Consider the following 16,857-nt stretch of genomic DNA (forward strand, 5'->3'; position numbering starts at 1 on the left):
ACCCCGGAGGAGTTCCGGAATCAGGCCCTCGCGGCCTAGTCGCTATTTAGGGCGTCCAAGATTTGGGACGCAGTTCAATACGGTCCGGGCCTTCTTCGAGCTAGAGGTTATGTCTCAGGCGGTTGGCTTAGCCAAAGTAACGCTTGAGCAGGCCGGCGAAAGCCTTGCCGTGGCGAGCTTCGTCGCGAGCCATCTCGTGCACGGTGTCGTGGATGGCATCGAGACCAGCGGCCTTGGCACGCTTGGCAAGATCGGTCTTGCCGGCGGTGGCGCCATTCTCGGCCTCAACGCGCATTTCGAGGTTCTTCTTGGTGGAGTCGGTCACGACCTCGCCCAGGAGCTCGGCGAACTTGGCGGCATGCTCTGCCTCCTCGTGGGCAGCCTTCTCCCAGTACAGGCCGATCTCGGGATAGCCCTCGCGATGAGCGACGCGAGCCATGGCCAGGTACATACCGACCTCGGAGCACTCGCCCTCAAAGTTGGCGCGCAGGTCAGCAACGATGTCCTCAGAGACGCCCTCCATCTTGGCGACGCCTACGACGTGCTCGGCAGCCCACTCGAGCTGGCCCTCCTCCTGCTTCAAGAAGCGAGAACCGGGAACGCCGCACTGGGGGCACTTAAAATCCTCGGGCAGCTGGTCGCCGTCGAACTCTTCCACATAACCGCAAACGGGGCAAACAAACTTCATGATTCGATCCTTTCGATCGATGGCGATGGCGCGCTCGTCCGGTCCCGTAAGGGCCCTCTCCGGACGTGCGTCTTGACGGGTTCTATTATCCATAAATGCAACTAAATGTGAAGCCTATTAGGAATGATTTTTAATAAAACAATTTTAAGCATGTGAAGATGTTGATTGATTAACGATTGGCAAGCCATATGCGGACGCCGATGAGTACAATCGTTCGAGCAAATGTTGACCCATCAACAAATGAGGGAGCTTCCTTTATGCATCTAGCCCGTCGTGCCTGGTGCCGAACGTATCAAACGGTTTTTCGCATTGAATTGCCGGTGCTGCCCTATACCGAGCCACGCATTCTGGAGCACGCCGAGGATGTGCCCGCAGTGCTTCGGGCGCGTTCGATACAGCGGGTCCTTATCGTGACGGATCCCGGTATTGCCCGCCTGGGGCTCACGGCACCGCTCGAGACGGCGCTCGCGTCCAAGGGAATCGGCGTTGCGATCTATGCCAAAACATCAGCGAACCCCACGGTCTCAAACGTGGAGGAAGCGGCGTCTCTGTATCGAGCGCGCGCCTGCCAGGCCATTATCGGCTTTGGCGGCGGTTCTGCCATGGACTGTGCCAAGGGCGTGGGTGCGCGCATCGCGCAACCCAACAAACCCATCAACAAGATGCGCGGCCTGCTGCGTGTCCATCGTCGCCTGCCGCTGCTCATCGCCGTTCCCACCACGGCGGGCACGGGAAGCGAGGTCACGCTTGCAGCGGTAATTACCGACGACGAGACGCACTACAAGTACCCCATCAACGACTTTGTGCTGATCCCGCGCTATGCGGTGCACGACCCCGAGTTTACGCGCGGCCTGCCCGCCTCCATTACGGGGCAAACGGGTATGGACGCCCTGACGCATGCCGTCGAGGCCTTTATCGGGCGCAGCACCACGCCCTATACGCGCAAGATGGCGCGCCAGGCGGTGCAGCTCATCCACGACAATTTGCTGGAGGCCTATGAGCATGGCGGCAACATACGTGCGCGCCGCAATATGCTTTCGGCGGCGTATAAAGCGGGTGTTGCCTTTACGCGCTCCTATGTTGGATACGTTCATGCCATCGCACACAGCTTGGGCGGGCGTTACGGGATTCCGCACGGCTTGGCCAACGCTATCATCCTGCCGCATATGCTTCGCGCCTATGGCGAAGCTGCTGCTCCTAAACTCGCCGATCTCGCCCGCATGGCCGGTATCGCGCCGGCTGACGCGCAGGACAGCCTGGCGGCCGAGGCCTTTATCGATTGGGTCGACCGCATGAACGAGGCCCTGGGAATCCCCAAATATGTCTCGGGTATTCGCCGCTCCGATATTCCGCAAATGGCGACGCATGCCGATGCCGAGGCCAATCCCCTGTACCCCGTTCCGCTATTAATGGACCGCTTGGAGCTCGAGCATATGTATGAAGTCGTTGCAGGTGGTATGTTTGAGGGCGAGAACTAGGAGGGTCCATGAACACCGAGGAAATTGCGCGCATCGTCGGCGATCAGCGCGCCTACTTTAAGACGCACGCCACGTTTGATGTCGATGCTCGACGTCGTGCGCTCGTGAGTTTACGCGATGCGGTGCGGGCCCACGAGGCCGATATTGCCCATGCGCTCAAGACCGATTTGGGAAAGTCGCATGACGAGGCGTATATGTGCGAGATCGGCACCTCGCTTTCCGAGATTCGTTATCAGATTGCGCATGTGGCTCGATGGAGTCGCTCGCGTCTGCGTCCGTGTGACCTCGCCAACGCCGTGAGTGTGTGCAAGACGCAGTCCGTGCCCTATGGCGTCACGCTCATCATGGCTCCGTGGAACTACCCGTTTTTGCTGACGCTCGAGCCGCTCGCTGGCGCCCTTGCCGCGGGCAATACCGTGGTCATCAAGCCGAGCGCCTATGCTCCGGCATCGAGCGCGGTGCTCAAGCAAATCTGTGAAGAGGCATTTGATCCGCGCTTGGTGACGGTCGTCGAAGGCGGGCGTGCCGAAAACGAAGCGTTGCTCGATGAGTGCTGGGACAAGATCTTCTTTACCGGTAGCGTTCCGGTCGGCAAGCTCGTCATGGAGCGTGCAAGTAAAAACCTCACGCCCGTGACGCTTGAGCTGGGCGGAAAGAGTCCCTGCATCGTGGATGCGACGGCTAACTTGAAGGTCGCGGCACGCCGTATCGCCTTTGGTAAATGGCTCAACGTGGGGCAGACCTGCGTGGCGCCCGACTACCTGCTGGTCGATACGCGCGTGCACGACGAGCTGCTGGGTCTCATCAAGGAAGAGACCCGCCGTATGTTTGGCGAGCATCCGCTCGATAACGAAGATTACGGGCATATCGTCAACGCCAAGCATTTTGCGCGCGTGCGCGGGCTGATCGATCCCGATAAGGTTGTGCTTGGAGGTACCGCGCGCGAGACTTCGCTCAAGATCGAGCCGACGATTTTGGACGGCGTGTCCCCCGATGACGCCGTGATGCAGGAGGAGATTTTCGGCCCCATCTTGCCGGTGCTGACGTTTGAGAGCCTAGACGAGGCCGAGACGTTTATTACGGATTGCCCGACGCCGTTGGCCCTGTATATCTTTAGTCAAGACCGCGCAGTTCAGCAGCGCTTTGTGCGCTACGTGCCCTTTGGCGGCGGCTGCGTCAACGACACGATCATGCACCTGGCTACGAGCCATATGGGCTTTGGCGGCATGGGTGCGAGCGGCATGGGACAGTACCATGGACGCGAGAGCTTCGATACGTTTAGCCACAAGAAGAGCATCGTGAACAAGGCAACCTGGCTGGACGTGCCATTCCGCTATGCTCCTTATGCAAACTGGAAGCACAAGTTCGTGCGCATGTTTGTGCATTAGATTCAGATGGCATAGGGAAAAACAAAGTGGCCGCCCCCGCGTAAGCGAAGACGGCCACTTCTCACGATGAAAATGTGTATCGGAGTTGGCAAGACCCGCTGCCACGGGTGCCATCCGTGTTCCTATCTTATCTGCAAGCGTTCCGTCGCGCAAGCGTTGCGGCAAACGATTGAAAGACGCAGACAGGATGAATTTGTGTCCGCACGGGCCCGTAGACTTCTCAACTATGTTGTGGATGCTCGCTAATCGGTAATGGAGGCGCACGTGTTTGATGACGATGACCTGTTCGATCTGACAGACGATCCGTTTGAGTGGGATATGCTACTCGATGACGATGAGTTGGAGCAGGACCGCAAAAAGCAAAAGGATAAGAACGCCCGGGGTAAAGGTTCGAATAAAAAGGACAAGCGCCGCCGAGGTCTGTTCGGTGGGCTCTTTGGGTAATTGTCGCATCGCTGCGTCTGTATACTAGACAGGTCTTATACGCGTTGCGAAATGAGGACATAGACGATGATGTGGTTTACCGCCGACCTGCACCTGGGCGATACGAATATCTTGCGCGACATGGATCGACCGTTTGATTCGGTCGAGGAGATGAACCGCAAGGTCATCGATGCCATCAATGAGTGCGTGGCTGTGGACGACCGCCTCTATATCCTGGGAGACTTTACGTATCGATTGCCCCTGGCGGAGGCGGTGCGCCTGCGTAGGCGCATCGAATGCCAGAACATAACGCTCATCCGTGGTAACCATGACGGCGACTGGGAAGATCCAGACGCGCCGCACATTTGGGATGAGGTGCGCGATTATCTGGAGGTCGCCCCCGGTTACGCTAAGGGCCATCGCCTGGTAATGAGCCATTACCCCATGCTCAGCTGGAACGGCAAGGCGCGTGGCGCCATCATGTTGCACGGGCATATCCACAGCAGGGGAGACCGCACCAACGCGCGCAACCGCGATCGCGAGCGCCCAGTCCTTCGCTACGACGTTGGCCTCGATGCCAACGAGTACAAGCCCGTAAGCCGTGACCAAATCCTAGGCTTCTTTGGACTGTAGCTGTAAGTGCAGGTAGAATGAACGCGCCGCGCGGATGGTCTGTGCGGCGCGTTTCAGTAGGAGCGATGAATCCATGAGGGCTATCCAGCGCATTAACCATAACGCTGCCATCTGCGAAGATGGCGCGGGGCGTCAGCTTATCGCGCTGGGTCGTGGTATCGGCTTTGGCGATATGCCGCATGAGGTCGACCTGGATGTCATCACGCGTACCTTTTACGGCATTGATTCAAAGTACCTGGCGTTTATCGATGAGGTCGATCCCGAGGTGCTGGAGTTTTCTGCTCAGCTGGCCGATATCGCGACCGGACAGCTTTCGTACGAATTGAGTCCTAACCTTCCCATTACATTGGCAGACCATATTCAGTTTGCCATTAAGCGTGCCCGCGAACACATGGTGGTGTCGTTGCCGCTTGAGCGCGATCTTGAGCAGCTGCATCCCATCGAATACCGCTTGGGCGAGCTGGCTGTTCGCGGTATCCAGAAGAGCTTTCATGTGCGCATGCCCCGAAGCGAGGCCGCGGGCATTGCCATGTCGATTGTCAACGCATCGGTTAAGCCGAGCGAGCGGCGCGTGCTTGCCGAGCAGCACGAGGAGCGACTGCTCGATATGACGGTCGCGATTATTCAAGAAGAGTTGGGTGTGACGGTCGATCGCTCGTCGTTCGCCTTTGCCCGCTTTGCCACTCATGTGCGCTATCTGCTCGACCGCGTGGCAAAGAAAGAGCCGATCGATACCGAGAACTCCGGTCTTTACGACGTGCTCGTGGAGCAGTATCCGGCGGCATCGCGTTGCGCTCACCGTGTCGACGATCTGATTCAAGAGACCTTTGGCGAGCCATTGGCCCAAGAGGAGCTCGTCTATCTGATCATGCATGTGAATCGCGTGGCTTCTGTCCACTCGGATAAATAGGCTCTCTGGTATTTCCTTTCCGTCATGGCGACCGTTCGCGGGTCGTTTGCTACCGTTCGTCGGTAATCTGAGCCGCAACGAACGCATCTGCCGCATATACTCGCCGTGTGTTGGGTGTTACTCACGGCGCAGCTCCGAGAGGCACTACCGATTCTGTCGAGACCATTATTGGGTCTCTGTCGGTTGTGCGCGGGGCTTTTTTCATGTCGATCCACCCGGGAATCACATGCAATGAAATCTCTTGCCAACGGGCATTGCGCGCTGCGCAGGCGCGAGCGGAATCGTGTGTCTTGGTGCCATGAAGCCCCACGAGCCTTTAGTTGGAAGAGAAGGGATTCGACATGGCTGTCGATAACAAGAAGATTGCCGAGGACGTGCTCGCTGCCGTCGGCGGCGCCTCCAATGTGACGAACGCGACGCACTGCATGACCCGCCTGCGTCTGAACCTCAAGGATCAGTCCATTCCCAATGACGATGAAGTGAAGAAGATCAAGGGCGTGCTGGGCGCACAGTGGTCTGGCGGCCAGTATCAGGTCATCATTGGCCAGAACGTGCCGAAGGTCTATGACGCCGCTCTCAAGCTCGGCGTGAAGGGCGAGGGCGCAATCGCAGAGAACCTCGATGCGAGCGCCAAGGAGCCGCTGACGCTCAAGACTGCGGGCAAGAAGACCCTCAACTACCTGTCCAAGACAATGGTTATGACGATTCCCATCATCATGGGCGCCGCCATGTTCCGTACCATTGCTGTGCTTTGCGGCGACGGCATGCTCGGTATCTGGTCTGCCGATTCCGACATCTATAACTTCTTTTACAACTGGATTTACAACGCCGGCTATTATTTCCTTCCCGTTTATCTGGGCTGGGCTGCCGCAAAGCAGCTCGGCTGCAGCCAGCCGCTCGGCATGATGCTCGGCGGCGTGCTCATTGCCCCCGAGTTCATGACGCTGGTCAACGCTGCGGCAGATTCGGGTGCTACGACCACGATGATTTACGGTGTGCTGCCGGCTCAACTGAATAACTATTCCTGCACCGTGCTCCCCATGGTTCTGTCCATGCCGGTGCTCATGGTTGTTGAGAAGTTCATGAAGAAGATCATTCCCGACATGCTCTCTACCGTGTTTGTGCCCGTGTGCACCCTGGCCGTCATGATTCCCGTTTCGCTGTGCGCGCTGGCTCCGATTGGTTCTATCTTGGGCAACGCGGTTGGTAACTTTATGTTCGGCCTCGGCAACACCGGCGGCATCGTCACGGTCATCTCTCTTGTCGCCATTGCCGCGCTTTGGGAGTTCCTGGTTATGACCGGTATGCACCAGGTCCTGCTTACCCTTGGCATTGTGCAGCTGCTCACCATGGGCTCTGACTCCTGTGTTATGGTCGCGGGTGCTATTGCTCAGTTCGCTACGTGGGGCATGGCCTTCGGCGCCTTCCTGCGCCTTAAGGAGACTGACGAAAAGGGCGCCATGCTTGGTTTCTCGCTCTCCGGCATTGTCGGCGGCGTGACGGAGCCCGCGCTGTATGGCTGCGGCTTTAAGTACGCCCGCTGCCTGGGTGCCATGGTTGCCGGCGGCGCTATCGGCGGCCTGATCGCGGCTCTTACCAATGTGACGACGTATGTTTTGGGCGCAACGAATATCCTTGGTATTACAGGTTATGTTGCAGGCGGAACTGCTAATCTCGTATGGGGCTGCGTTGCATCGGGCACTGCATTTGTTGCCGCCGCTGCCATTGCCTACTTCTTTGGCTTTACCAAGGAGCAGCTCGACGAAGACGCTGCTGCCGCCAAAGCCTAAAGCATCCGTTCGGTAGGACAATTATCTGGGGCACTTGGCTGCGCTTCAAGTGTCCCTTTCCGTAGATGGGGGTCAATATGAAGCAATTGCTCATTCGTGCCGACGATATCGGTTATTCGTATGCCGTTAACCTGGGGATTGCCCGCAGTATCAATGAGGGCCTGGTGCGCTCGGCGGGACTTATGCCCAATATGCCCGAGGCCGAGCGTGGCTGGTCGCTCGTGGCGGACGCCGGCATTGCGGTGGGTCAGCATACCAACGTGTGCCTGGGCAAGCCGTGTGCCGACCCGGCGCTCATTCCGAGCATGCTCAACGAGAACGGCGAGTTCCATAGCAGCCGTACCTTCCGCGATCATTTTAAGCGCGGCGAGGAGTTGATAGACTTCGACGAGGCCTGCATCGAGATCCGCGCGCAGCATGACCGCTTTGTCGAGATCGTGGGCCGCGAGCCCGATTACTTTGAGGCCCATGCCGTCATGAGCAAAAACCTTAACCGAGCGATCTCGGCGGTTGCTCAGGAGCTGGGCCTTAAGGAGCAAAAGGCGAGCTTCGACCCCGCGGCTGTGGTGCATTGCGGAGATACTGATCTGCGCATGGTGATGCGCTCGATGGAGCCGGGCTACGAGCCCAAAGAGGCAATCATGCAGACGGTTCGCGAGATGGTGGACGGCGAGACGGTCGTCTTTGTGTGCCATCCGGGCTATCTCGATCGTTTTATCTTGGAGAACAGCTCGCTCACGACCGACCGCACCAAGGAAGTCGATGCGCTGATTGACCCCGAGCTTCGCACTTGGCTTGAGTCTCAACCTGATCTTCGCCTGATCGACTACCGCGACCTGTAAGGACCCAAGTCACCACAAAGGGGACAGTCGCCTTTGTGGTGGTTCTGACGCCGTTGCCATTATGGCGGCGGCGTCTTTTTTGTCCGTGCGGCGCGGTAGAGTGTAGGCGGTTGAAATTTGCGTCCATCGAGGAGCTGCCATGAACGAGATCAAGTGCCCGCATTGCGGCGAAGTTTTTAAGGTCGATGCGTCCGGTTATGCGGATATCGTCAAGCAGGTGCGCGATGCCGAGTTCTCGCGCGACCTGGATGAGCGCGTGAAGGCGGTCCAGCGCGAGGGCGAGCAGGCACTGGAGCTTGAGCGCTCGCGCTCGACGGCTGCTTTGCAAAAGGCAGAGTCTCAGCGCGACGCTCAGCTTGCCGAGCAGAAAAACGCCGCGGCTCAGGAGCTGGCACAAGAGGTTGCCAAGCGTGATGCCGAGCTTGCCGAATTGCGTGCCAAGCTCGAGGGCGCTGCCACAGAGCGCGAGAGTGCAAGCCAGCGCGCGGCGGTTGAGGCCCGTGCCGACGCTCAGAAGGAGAACGCCGAGCTCCAGCGCGAAATCGACAACTTGCGTGCGCAGCTGGGGCGCAAGGATGATGAAGCCAAGCTTGCCGAGGCTTCGGCGCGCAATGCTGCTCAAAACGATTTAGCCGCACGTGATGCCCAGATTGCCGAGCTGCAGGCCAGGCTTGCCGCGGCGGACAAGGCACGGGAGATGGCGCTTGCCGCTGCCGCGGCCGAGTCGCAGCGTGAGCTCGATGCCGCTCACAACGAGGCCGAGCGCACGCTTGCTGACTATCAAGCGAAGGTGCAGGAGAAGTTTTCTGCCGCAAAGGCTCAGTCTGAGCAGGAGGCCGAGGGTCTGCGTGCGCAGTTGCGCGAGCAGGAGCTGATGGCAAAAATGAACCTGTCTGAGGCGGTTGCCGCGGCGAAGCGAGAGCGCGATGAGGCGCGTGCCAAACTGACGAGCGAGTTGGCAGTGCGCGATTCGCGCGAGGAGCAGGCTAAGGCGGCACACGAGCTTGCGCTTGCGCAGGCCAAGCGCGCGAGCGATGATCTGATTCGCTACAAGGATGAAGAGATCGAGCGCCTTAAGGACATGAAGGTCCGCCTGTCCACCAAGATGGTGGGCGAGTCGCTCGAACAGCACTGCGAGACCGAGTTTAACCGTCTGCGCATGACGGCGTTTCCTAACGCGTACTTCGAGAAAGATAACGATGCGTCCGAGGGCACCAAGGGCGACTTTATCTTCCGCGAGTGCGATGCGAGCGGCAACGAGGTCATTTCGATTATGTTCGAGATGAAAAACGAGAACGACGAAACCGCGACCAAACACAAGAACGAGGATTTCTTTAAGAAGCTCGATCACGATCGTCGCCAGAAAGGCTGCGAGTATGCGGTGCTCTGCACCCTGCTCGAGCCCGAGAGCGAGCTTTACAACGCGGGAATCGTGGACGTGAGCTATCGCTACGAGAAGATGTATGTGATCCGCCCGCAGTTCTTCATTCCCATCATTACGCTGCTGCGCAATGCCGCCATGGGTTCGCTTCGCTATAAGCAGGAGCTGGCGGAGTACAAGCAGCAGAATATCGATGTCACGAACTTCGAAGCCAAGATGGAGAAGTTCAAGAACGATTTCGGCCGCAACTACGAGATCGCGAGCCGCAAGTTCCAAACGGCAATCGATGAGATCGACAAGACGATTAGCCATCTGCAGAAAACCAAGGAGGCGTTGCTGTCCTCCGAGAACAATCTGCGCCTAGCCAACAAGAAGGCCGACGATCTTACCATTCGCAAGCTCACGTGGGGCAACAAGACCATGAAGGCGGCGTTTGACGAGGCGCGCGAGGCTGCGCCGGAGACAAGCGATGCGCCAGCCGAGGCGGATTCGTATGAGGTCGAGGATGCCGAATAGGGTATAGCGGATAGTGCAAAAGCGGGGCCGCTGGCGATGTTGCCAGCGGCCCCGCTTCGTTTCGTCCCATTCTGTTCGGCTAGTCCTCGAGCAGGTCCTCGATAAAGCCGACGCGGTAGTTTTTGAAAATGACCTCGCCGCCGTCTTGTGTGGCGTCCAGATCGACATCGCCCATGATGCCAAAATCGTGGTCGCCGTCCTCGTCGGCAAAAATCTGGTGCACGTGCCATACGTGCAGCGTCTTCTCGTCGGACTCATCGATGGAAAACATCGCGGCGCTGCGGGCGTCTCCGTCGGTGAGGATTTCCTCGTGCTGATCATGGTAGGCATCGAGCGCCTTTTGCCAGCGGATCTCGCTCATGCCCCAGTCGTCGTCGAGCTCGCCCAGGTCGCGCACGTGCTCGCGGGCGGCAAGGGTCACGCGGCGGAAGAGCGCGTTGCGCACCAACAGCGTGCAGCCGCGGCGGTCCGCCACGACCTCGTCGATGCCCTGCGGCGGCGCGGCGTCGAGGGCTGCCGGGTTGCCGGCGTTCTCCCACTCGTCCACCAGACTCGAGTCGACCGAGCGCACCACAAAGCCCAGCCACGAGATAATGTCGCGCAGGCGCTCGTCGCGCTTCTCGATGGGCACGGTGCGGTCGAGTGAACGATAGGCTTCTGCCAGGTAGCGCAGCAAAATGCCCTCGGAGCGGGCGATGCCGAGCTTTTGAATGTAGCCCTTAAAATCGCTCGCGCTTTCCAGCATATCGCGCAGGACGCTCTTGGGAGAGAGCTGGTAGTCGTTTGCCCAGGGTACTTCCTGGCAGTACTTGTCAAAGGCGGCGTCGAGCAAATCCTCGAGCGGCTTTTCGTACGTGACGTCTTGAATGCGCTCCAAGCGCTCCTCATATTCGATGCCGTCGGCCTTCATCTCGGCCATAGCGCGATCGCGTGCGGCGCGCTCCTGTGCGCGCAATACCTGCTTGGGGTCCTCGAGCGTAGCCTCGACCATCGAGATGAGGTCCATGGTATAGGTCTCGCTCTCGGGATCGAGCAGCTCCAGCGCGGCAAGCAAAAACGGCGAAAGCGGCTGGTCGAGCGCAAAGTCCTCGGGCAGATCGACCGTCAGCGCATAGTCGATGTCTGGTGCGGCGTCGGTCGGGGCGTCGGGTACGGGCGGCACCTCGGTGCGTACGACGACGCCGGAATCGATGAGCGTGGCGAAGATTTCGTCGGCGCGAATCTCGAGCTTGGCCTTTTCCTCGGGGGCCTGCAGGCTTGTCTCGATGAGGTCGTGCACGCGGGCGCGGGCATCGCCGCCCTGCTCGACCACACTAATCACCATGGAGTGCGTGATGCGCAGGCGCGGCTTGAGTGTCTCGGGCTGCGTCTCGATCAGGCGCTCAAAGGTCTGCTTGTTCCAGGTGACAAAGCCCTCGGGGGCCTTCTTCTTTTTAATCTTGCGGAGCTTCTTGGGGTCGTCGCCCGCCTTGGCCATAAGCTTGGCATTCTCGATCTCGTGCTCGGGTGCCTCGGCGATGACCATGCCCTCGGTATCGAAGCCCGAGCGGCCGGCACGACCGGCAATCTGATGGAACTCGCGGGCGCGCAGACGACGCATCTTGTAGCCATCGAACTTGGTGAGCGCGGTGAGCACCACGGTGTGGATGGGCACGTTGATACCGACGCCGAGCGTATCGGTGCCGCAGATGACGGGTAGCAGGCCCTGCTGCGCCAAGCGCTCGACCAGCAGGCGGTAGCGCGGCAACATGCCAGCATGGTGCACGCCGACGCCGCATCCGAGCAAGCGCTTGAGGATTTTGCCGAAGGCCGTCGAGAAGCTCGTGCCCTTGGCCGCCTCCTTGATGGCCTCGCGCTGCTCCTTGCTGGCAATGCCAAAATTGGCGAGCGACTGTGCCGTCGCAAGGGCGGCATCCTGGCTAAAGTGCACGATATAGAGTGGGGCCTCGTCGCGGCGTATGGCGAGCTCGACCGTGCCCTCGAGGGAGGTCGTCACATAGTCGTAACTCAGCGGAACAGGACGCGGGGCGTCGACGACCAAGTCGCAAGCAGCGCCGGTGTGCTCCTCGAGTGAGGCGGCGATGGCAGTGACATCGCCGAGCGTGGCGCTCATGAGCATGAATTGCGTGTGAGGCAGGGTGAGCAGCGGCACCTGCCAGGCCCAACCGCGATCGGGGTCGGCAAAGTAGTGGAACTCGTCCATGGCGACGCAGCCAACATCGGCATCTTCGCCCTCGCGTAGTGCGTCGTTGGCGAGGATCTCTGCCGTGCAGCAGATGACGGGCGCCTTGGTGTTGATATGCGTGTCGCCGGTGATCATACCGACGTTATCGCGGCCGAGCACCTGCACAAGGTCGAAAAACTTCTCGCTGACCAGAGCCTTGATGGGGGCCGTGTAATAGCAGCGTTTGCCCTGTGCCATGCCCATAAAGAGCATGCCCAGCGCGACAAGCGACTTGCCTGATCCGGTCGGCGTGCCCAGAATGACGTGATCGCCGGCGGCTAGATCCATGAGGGCCTCTTCCTGGTGGTCCCACAGCTCAATACCGCGATTGCTCGTCCATTCAAAGAAGCGCTCGAAGGCCTGGTCGGGCGTGAGCCACGGTTCGGGCTCGCTGCCGTCCTCGGGCTCCCACCAGGTGGGGGAGAGCGCACCGAGTGAGCCGAATTCGGCTTCGGTTCCCGTGCCGCCCGAGAATGAACTGGCGGCTCCGGCGCCGGAGACGGTGCTGGCGGCGATATCTGTCGTGGTCTGTGCCATGTGTTTGCTTTCTCTCGCGATTGTCCGCCAACTATTATGGCGTAGCGGCGGCGCGGGGTGCCAGCGCGCGAGAAAATGCAGGAAATGGGCGTTCTGCTCGGCCGTTTGGCGCAGTTGCCAGCTAAGTGAGTAGACCTTTTGCGATATCTCGAGCACACGGCTTTTGCGCAAGGGCTCTACCTGCGGTTTTAGTTTTCGTTATGCGGGTTGTGCTTGGCTATTGCAAAAAAGTCTACTCACTTAGGTTTTGAGGGTCGTTTGCTGGCGCCTATTTGCGCTTGCTTACCGACGCCGCGACCATCAGAGGCCCCTGGGATTCTTGCGGCAGGCGCTTCTTGCCTTTGCGGGCGCGGTTTCTAAAGTTCTCGACGGCCTCTTCCATACCCAGAGGTACATAGGTGAGCTCATCGAGGTTTTCGGGCAGGTAGCAGGCAAGGCTTTGCTCCTGCGCGCGGCCCGCCGCGAGCTGTTCATCGCTGGGTTGCGCGCCGGGTGTGGCGCAAATGCCATAGACGGCGGCACCCATCTCGCGTGTGCGGCATTCATATTCGGTCTCGGGGTGCTCGGGATGGTCGCGGCGGACGTCGTCACTTACCCAAAGTGTGTCGTAGCCGGCTGCGGCAAACTGCCCCAGGGCGTAGTCGCGCAATGGCTTGCTGTCGGTGCGCAGTGTGACGGTGGCGCCGGCTGAAAAGAGCGGGCGGTAGAGCATCAGATGGTCGACATGGACGAGCCGTTTTTTGGCGTACTTGGCCTTGGGCTGCGGCGTGGGAAAGTTGATGGTTATGGCGTCGAGCTCGCCTGCGGCAAACAGTTGCGGCAGCGATGCGGCGCCTCGGGGCAGGACAAGTGCGTTGGTCAGTTCCTGCTCGCATATTTTCTGCGCGGCATAGGCAATGCAGATGGGCTCCTGGTCCATGCCGATAAAGAGAGTGTCGGGTTCGCAGTGGGCTCGCTCAACCAGATAGGTGCCTTTGCCGCAGCCCAGATCCAGGTGAAGGCGGGCGAAGGGCTTGCCACCAGCCGGCGTACATGCTTCACGCCAATGTCCGGTATAGCTCTCGGGGCTCGTCTCGATGGCATCGGCGTAGCGCTCCAGGCGCTCTTCGAGCACAAAGTTCTTAGGCGTGCGAACGTGGATGGCTCCCATGAGGCTCCTTGATCATGAGTATGGAACGCATGGCTGCGCGTTCCGTCAATGGGTTGGAAAAGGATGGGCATAGTTTGCCCGGTAGTTGCGGTGCGGCTCGGCGGCGAGTCGCCGATGCCTACAGGCGCTTGAGGATCACATAGCGGTTGAGCTCGCCGCTGCGACCGTCGGCATGGAAGCGCTCAAGCTCGCGCACGGGGACCTCGCCGCTCTTGTAGAACGTACGGACGCCGCGCACCAGGTCGGTGATCTGCTGATCGTCAAAGTGATGGCAATAGCGGTAGGCGTGGCGGTCGTTTTGCCAGCCAATGAGGTGGTCGCCGGCTTCAAACTGCGCGGAATCGTAACCTTCAAACGGCGGGGTAAGCTCGGCGCGGGCTTCGGCGCGAACGGCCTTGCGCGCCATGCGCTCGTCGTTCATAAACTCCCAAAAGCTGATAGCGATGATGCCGCCCGGGCGCGTCTGGCGTACCAGGGCGTCGAGCACGCGTACGCGGTACTCGCACGACGGCACGTGGTGCATAAAGCCAAAGCAGACCGAGATATCGGCGAGCGGGGCATCGAAAAGCACATCGGGCGTCTCGGCGGGGTTGAGCTTCATGAGGGCGTCGAGCGCATCGAGTTCCTGAAAGTGCAGGTTGGGAATGCGCAGGGCGTGGCCGTGGGCGTCTATTGCCAAATCTTGGCACGAGTCGACACCATAGAACTCAAACGGGCAGCTGGCATCTGCCGAGGGGTTTGCGCCGTCGACGCCCTTGGCGGCAAGTGCCCCGCCGGCGGCAAAGTTCTCGAATCGCATATTGCCGCAGGCAAGGTCGAAGACGCGGACGGGATGCTCGATCGTGGCCACATCGAGCTGCTCGAGCGCGATGTCCATGGTGCGCACCCAGCCGGGCCACGGGGCCTGGCGCGTATCGGAAAAGGAAGCGGAGTGCTCGCGATAGAACGTATTGTTGAGCTGGATGAGCGATGATGCGAAATCGCGGTTCACGGCGCGGAACTCCCTCCGATGGCGGTGCGGAATAAACAGTACGACCATACTACCGTTAACGCCGCAACGGGGACAACCGAGCTGTGGGTCATTGCTTTGTTTGGACACATTTCCGCAGCTCATATGTGCCCGCAACCGCCGGTTGTCAAAAATCTCACTAGAATAGGTGGCATGATTTTGGCGGTGGCGGATAGATTTTTAACTGTGCAAGGCGCCTTAAGAACAAAAGCGGTCCGGCGGCACGGCTGGCATCGCATAGGAGGAACCATGAATGTAGAAACTGCTCAGCGGCTCGCCGACCTTCGCCGCAGCAAGGGCTTTAGCCAAGAAGGATTGGCGCGAAAGCTGGGACTGTCACGCCAAGCGGTCAGTAAATGGGAGCGAGCGGAGAGCTCGCCCGATACCGAGAACCTGATCTCGCTCGCCAAGCTCTATGGCGTGAGTCTGGACGAGCTGCTCAATCCGAGCGATGAGATCGAGGACGATATCGAGTTTGAGAACGAGGACCGCGCCCGCCAGCGCGAGGCCGAGGCGGCAGAGCGTGCCCGCACCCATGAGGCGGCGGCGCGCGCCACCGAAGCGGCAACGCAGGCGAGTGATGCTGCGGCCAAGGCGGCACAAGCGGCAAGCTGGAGTGCGCAGGCCGCCAATGCTGCTACGGCGCAGGCGACGAGTGGCGGTGCGACCAGCGTGACTCCGGTGAAGGGCCCCTTCCAGTCGTTCCCGTATTGGGCCGTGTGCTGGCTGCTGTTCTTTTTGCTGATGTTTCCGTTTGATACCGGCCCCTTTGCCGCGCTGATCTTCTTTACGATCCCTATCTATCACTGGGTGGCGCGTGCGCTCGATGGCGATTGGGCGCGCGGGGATATTCAGGTTGGTTCGGCACCGGTGGCGATCAAGGCCCAGGGGAAGGATACTTCTGCGGAACCTGATGCTGACGTGGCTACCGCGACCACCGCTGAGCCGATTGCCAAAGAGGGTGATGAATGATGAAGCTTTCGCATGAATCCAAGGTGCGCCTGATCGTTGGCATCGGAGCCTTTGTGCTTATCATCGGACTTGTCTTTGGCGCTTCGCGGACATTGATTCACTACGATGGCCCGTGGGGTCTCGGCGATATCGCATCTGGCTTGTTAGGTATGGACCATGAGGATGACAAAGACGATCTTTTGAATGGCGGTAATTACTCCGCTCAGCCTCAGCAGCTTTCGAGCACGACTTTTGATGCCGATATGTTCCGCTACCTCGATTTCGATATCAATGCGGCTTCGGTGGACGTCAAGGTTGTTGATGGCAACAAGGCTCGCGTTATCGAGCGGGGGCGCGTTGCCAAGGGTATGGATGCCTCCAAGGCCGCGGCGCAACACATCGCATCCGTCGAGGACTCGACGCTCAAGGTTTCCCAGTTTGGCAGTGATGACGGCAAGGCAATCGATCGCTCGGTTACGGTTGAGCTGCCACGCCGTGTTGCCGAACATCTGAAGGGTATCAACGCGCACGTGGGCTCGGGTGATTTGCAGATTGCCGGTGTCATCTGTGATGGTTTTGACCTTTTCCTGGGTGCGGGAGATGTAGAGTTTACGGGCAGCGTGACTGATGCGCTCAGTGCTGAGGTCGGTTCGGGCGATGTGACGTTCGAGCTCTACCAGGCTCCCGCGAAGTCGATGAACGTAAGCGTGGACTCGGGCGATGTGGAGGTAACGGTTCCGAACTCTACGGGCTTTACGGCGAGCCTTACTCTGGGTAGCGGTGACTTCGAGAGCGATTTCCTTCCGGATGGCTACGACGACGAGGCGATTTCGAGCCTCGAGTTCGAGAATGGCGATAAGTCCGCCACGTATCGCTTTGCGGTTGGTTCGGGCGACATGTCGTTCAATCCGGAATGACGACGGCGGGCTAAGTCCGC

General features: G+C 59.6%; 14 protein-coding genes. 10 read left to right on the forward strand and 4 right to left on the reverse strand.

What is annotated here, in order from left to right; all coding sequences use genetic code 11:
- Positions 1-127 precede the first annotated feature (127 nt).
- The gene (locus tag I2E13_RS06435; RefSeq protein ID WP_022094328.1) at positions 128-688 is read right to left on the reverse strand and encodes a ferritin family protein; all 561 of its coding nucleotides are present in this window, start codon (positions 686-688) and stop codon (positions 128-130) included.
- Positions 689-945: 257 nt separating this feature from the next.
- On the opposite strand from I2E13_RS06435, the gene I2E13_RS06440 reads away from it, so the two are divergent.
- From I2E13_RS06440 to I2E13_RS06475, 8 genes are all read left to right on the forward strand, one after another.
- Positions 946-2,166 (forward strand): iron-containing alcohol dehydrogenase, encoded by a 1,221-nt coding sequence (locus tag I2E13_RS06440; RefSeq protein WP_195404565.1) that lies wholly within the window; start codon positions 946-948, stop codon positions 2,164-2,166.
- Positions 2,167-2,174: 8 nt separating this feature from the next.
- Positions 2,175-3,554, forward strand: coding sequence for an aldehyde dehydrogenase (locus I2E13_RS06445; RefSeq protein WP_195404566.1), 1,380 nt, complete (start codon positions 2,175-2,177; stop codon positions 3,552-3,554).
- A 264-nt stretch (positions 3,555-3,818) separates the two neighbouring features.
- Complete coding sequence (locus I2E13_RS06450) at positions 3,819-3,998, forward strand: hypothetical protein (RefSeq protein ID WP_089573341.1); 180 nt, start codon at positions 3,819-3,821, stop codon at positions 3,996-3,998.
- Positions 3,999-4,064: 66 nt separating this feature from the next.
- Positions 4,065-4,610, forward strand: a complete 546-nt coding sequence (locus tag I2E13_RS06455) for a metallophosphoesterase (RefSeq protein ID WP_195404567.1) — start codon at positions 4,065-4,067, stop codon at positions 4,608-4,610.
- Positions 4,611-4,683: 73 nt separating this feature from the next.
- Entirely contained in the window at positions 4,684-5,520 is an 837-nt protein-coding gene (locus I2E13_RS06460) for a PRD domain-containing protein (RefSeq protein WP_158551187.1), read from the forward strand.
- Between the two features lie 341 nt (positions 5,521-5,861).
- Positions 5,862-7,310: a PTS transporter subunit EIIC gene (locus I2E13_RS06465; RefSeq protein ID WP_195404568.1), complete on the forward strand. Its 1,449-nt coding sequence runs from the start codon at positions 5,862-5,864 to the stop codon at positions 7,308-7,310.
- A 77-nt stretch (positions 7,311-7,387) separates the two neighbouring features.
- Positions 7,388-8,152: a ChbG/HpnK family deacetylase gene (locus tag I2E13_RS06470; protein WP_195404569.1), complete on the forward strand. Its 765-nt coding sequence runs from the start codon at positions 7,388-7,390 to the stop codon at positions 8,150-8,152.
- 139 nt (positions 8,153-8,291) lie between these two features.
- Positions 8,292-10,049, forward strand: a complete 1,758-nt coding sequence (locus I2E13_RS06475) for a DUF2130 domain-containing protein (protein ID WP_195404570.1) — start codon at positions 8,292-8,294, stop codon at positions 10,047-10,049.
- Positions 10,050-10,128: 79 nt separating this feature from the next.
- Here the strand turns inward: I2E13_RS06475 and I2E13_RS06480 are convergent, their stop codons facing one another.
- The 3 genes from I2E13_RS06480 to I2E13_RS06490 all read right to left on the reverse strand — a co-directional run bounded on the left by I2E13_RS06480 (position 10,129) and on the right by I2E13_RS06490 (position 14,951).
- Positions 10,129-12,810, reverse strand: a complete 2,682-nt coding sequence (locus I2E13_RS06480; RefSeq protein WP_195404571.1) for a DEAD/DEAH box helicase — start codon at positions 12,808-12,810, stop codon at positions 10,129-10,131.
- Positions 12,811-13,078: 268 nt separating this feature from the next.
- Positions 13,079-13,960 carry a tRNA (guanine(46)-N(7))-methyltransferase TrmB gene (gene trmB / locus I2E13_RS06485; RefSeq protein WP_195404572.1) on the reverse strand — a complete coding sequence of 294 codons (882 nt, stop codon included), beginning with the start codon at positions 13,958-13,960 and terminating at the stop codon, positions 13,079-13,081.
- 118 nt (positions 13,961-14,078) lie between these two features.
- Positions 14,079-14,951, reverse strand: a complete 873-nt coding sequence (locus tag I2E13_RS06490; RefSeq protein WP_152068388.1) for a methyltransferase domain-containing protein — start codon at positions 14,949-14,951, stop codon at positions 14,079-14,081.
- A gap of 267 nt (positions 14,952-15,218) precedes the next feature.
- Between I2E13_RS06490 and I2E13_RS06495 the strand changes: the two genes are divergently transcribed.
- Both I2E13_RS06495 and I2E13_RS06500 read left to right on the forward strand, forming a co-directional pair.
- Complete coding sequence (locus I2E13_RS06495; protein ID WP_195404573.1) at positions 15,219-15,941, forward strand: helix-turn-helix domain-containing protein; 723 nt, start codon at positions 15,219-15,221, stop codon at positions 15,939-15,941.
- Positions 15,938-16,837, forward strand: coding sequence for a DUF4097 family beta strand repeat-containing protein (locus tag I2E13_RS06500; RefSeq protein WP_195404574.1), 900 nt, complete (start codon positions 15,938-15,940; stop codon positions 16,835-16,837). Before I2E13_RS06495 ends, I2E13_RS06500 begins: the two co-directional genes overlap by 4 nt.
- The last annotated feature ends 20 nt before the right edge of the window (positions 16,838-16,857 follow it).

Source organism: Collinsella aerofaciens, assembly GCF_015554145.1.
In the GTDB taxonomy this organism is placed as follows: Bacteria; Actinomycetota; Coriobacteriia; order Coriobacteriales; family Coriobacteriaceae; genus Collinsella; species Collinsella aerofaciens_AA.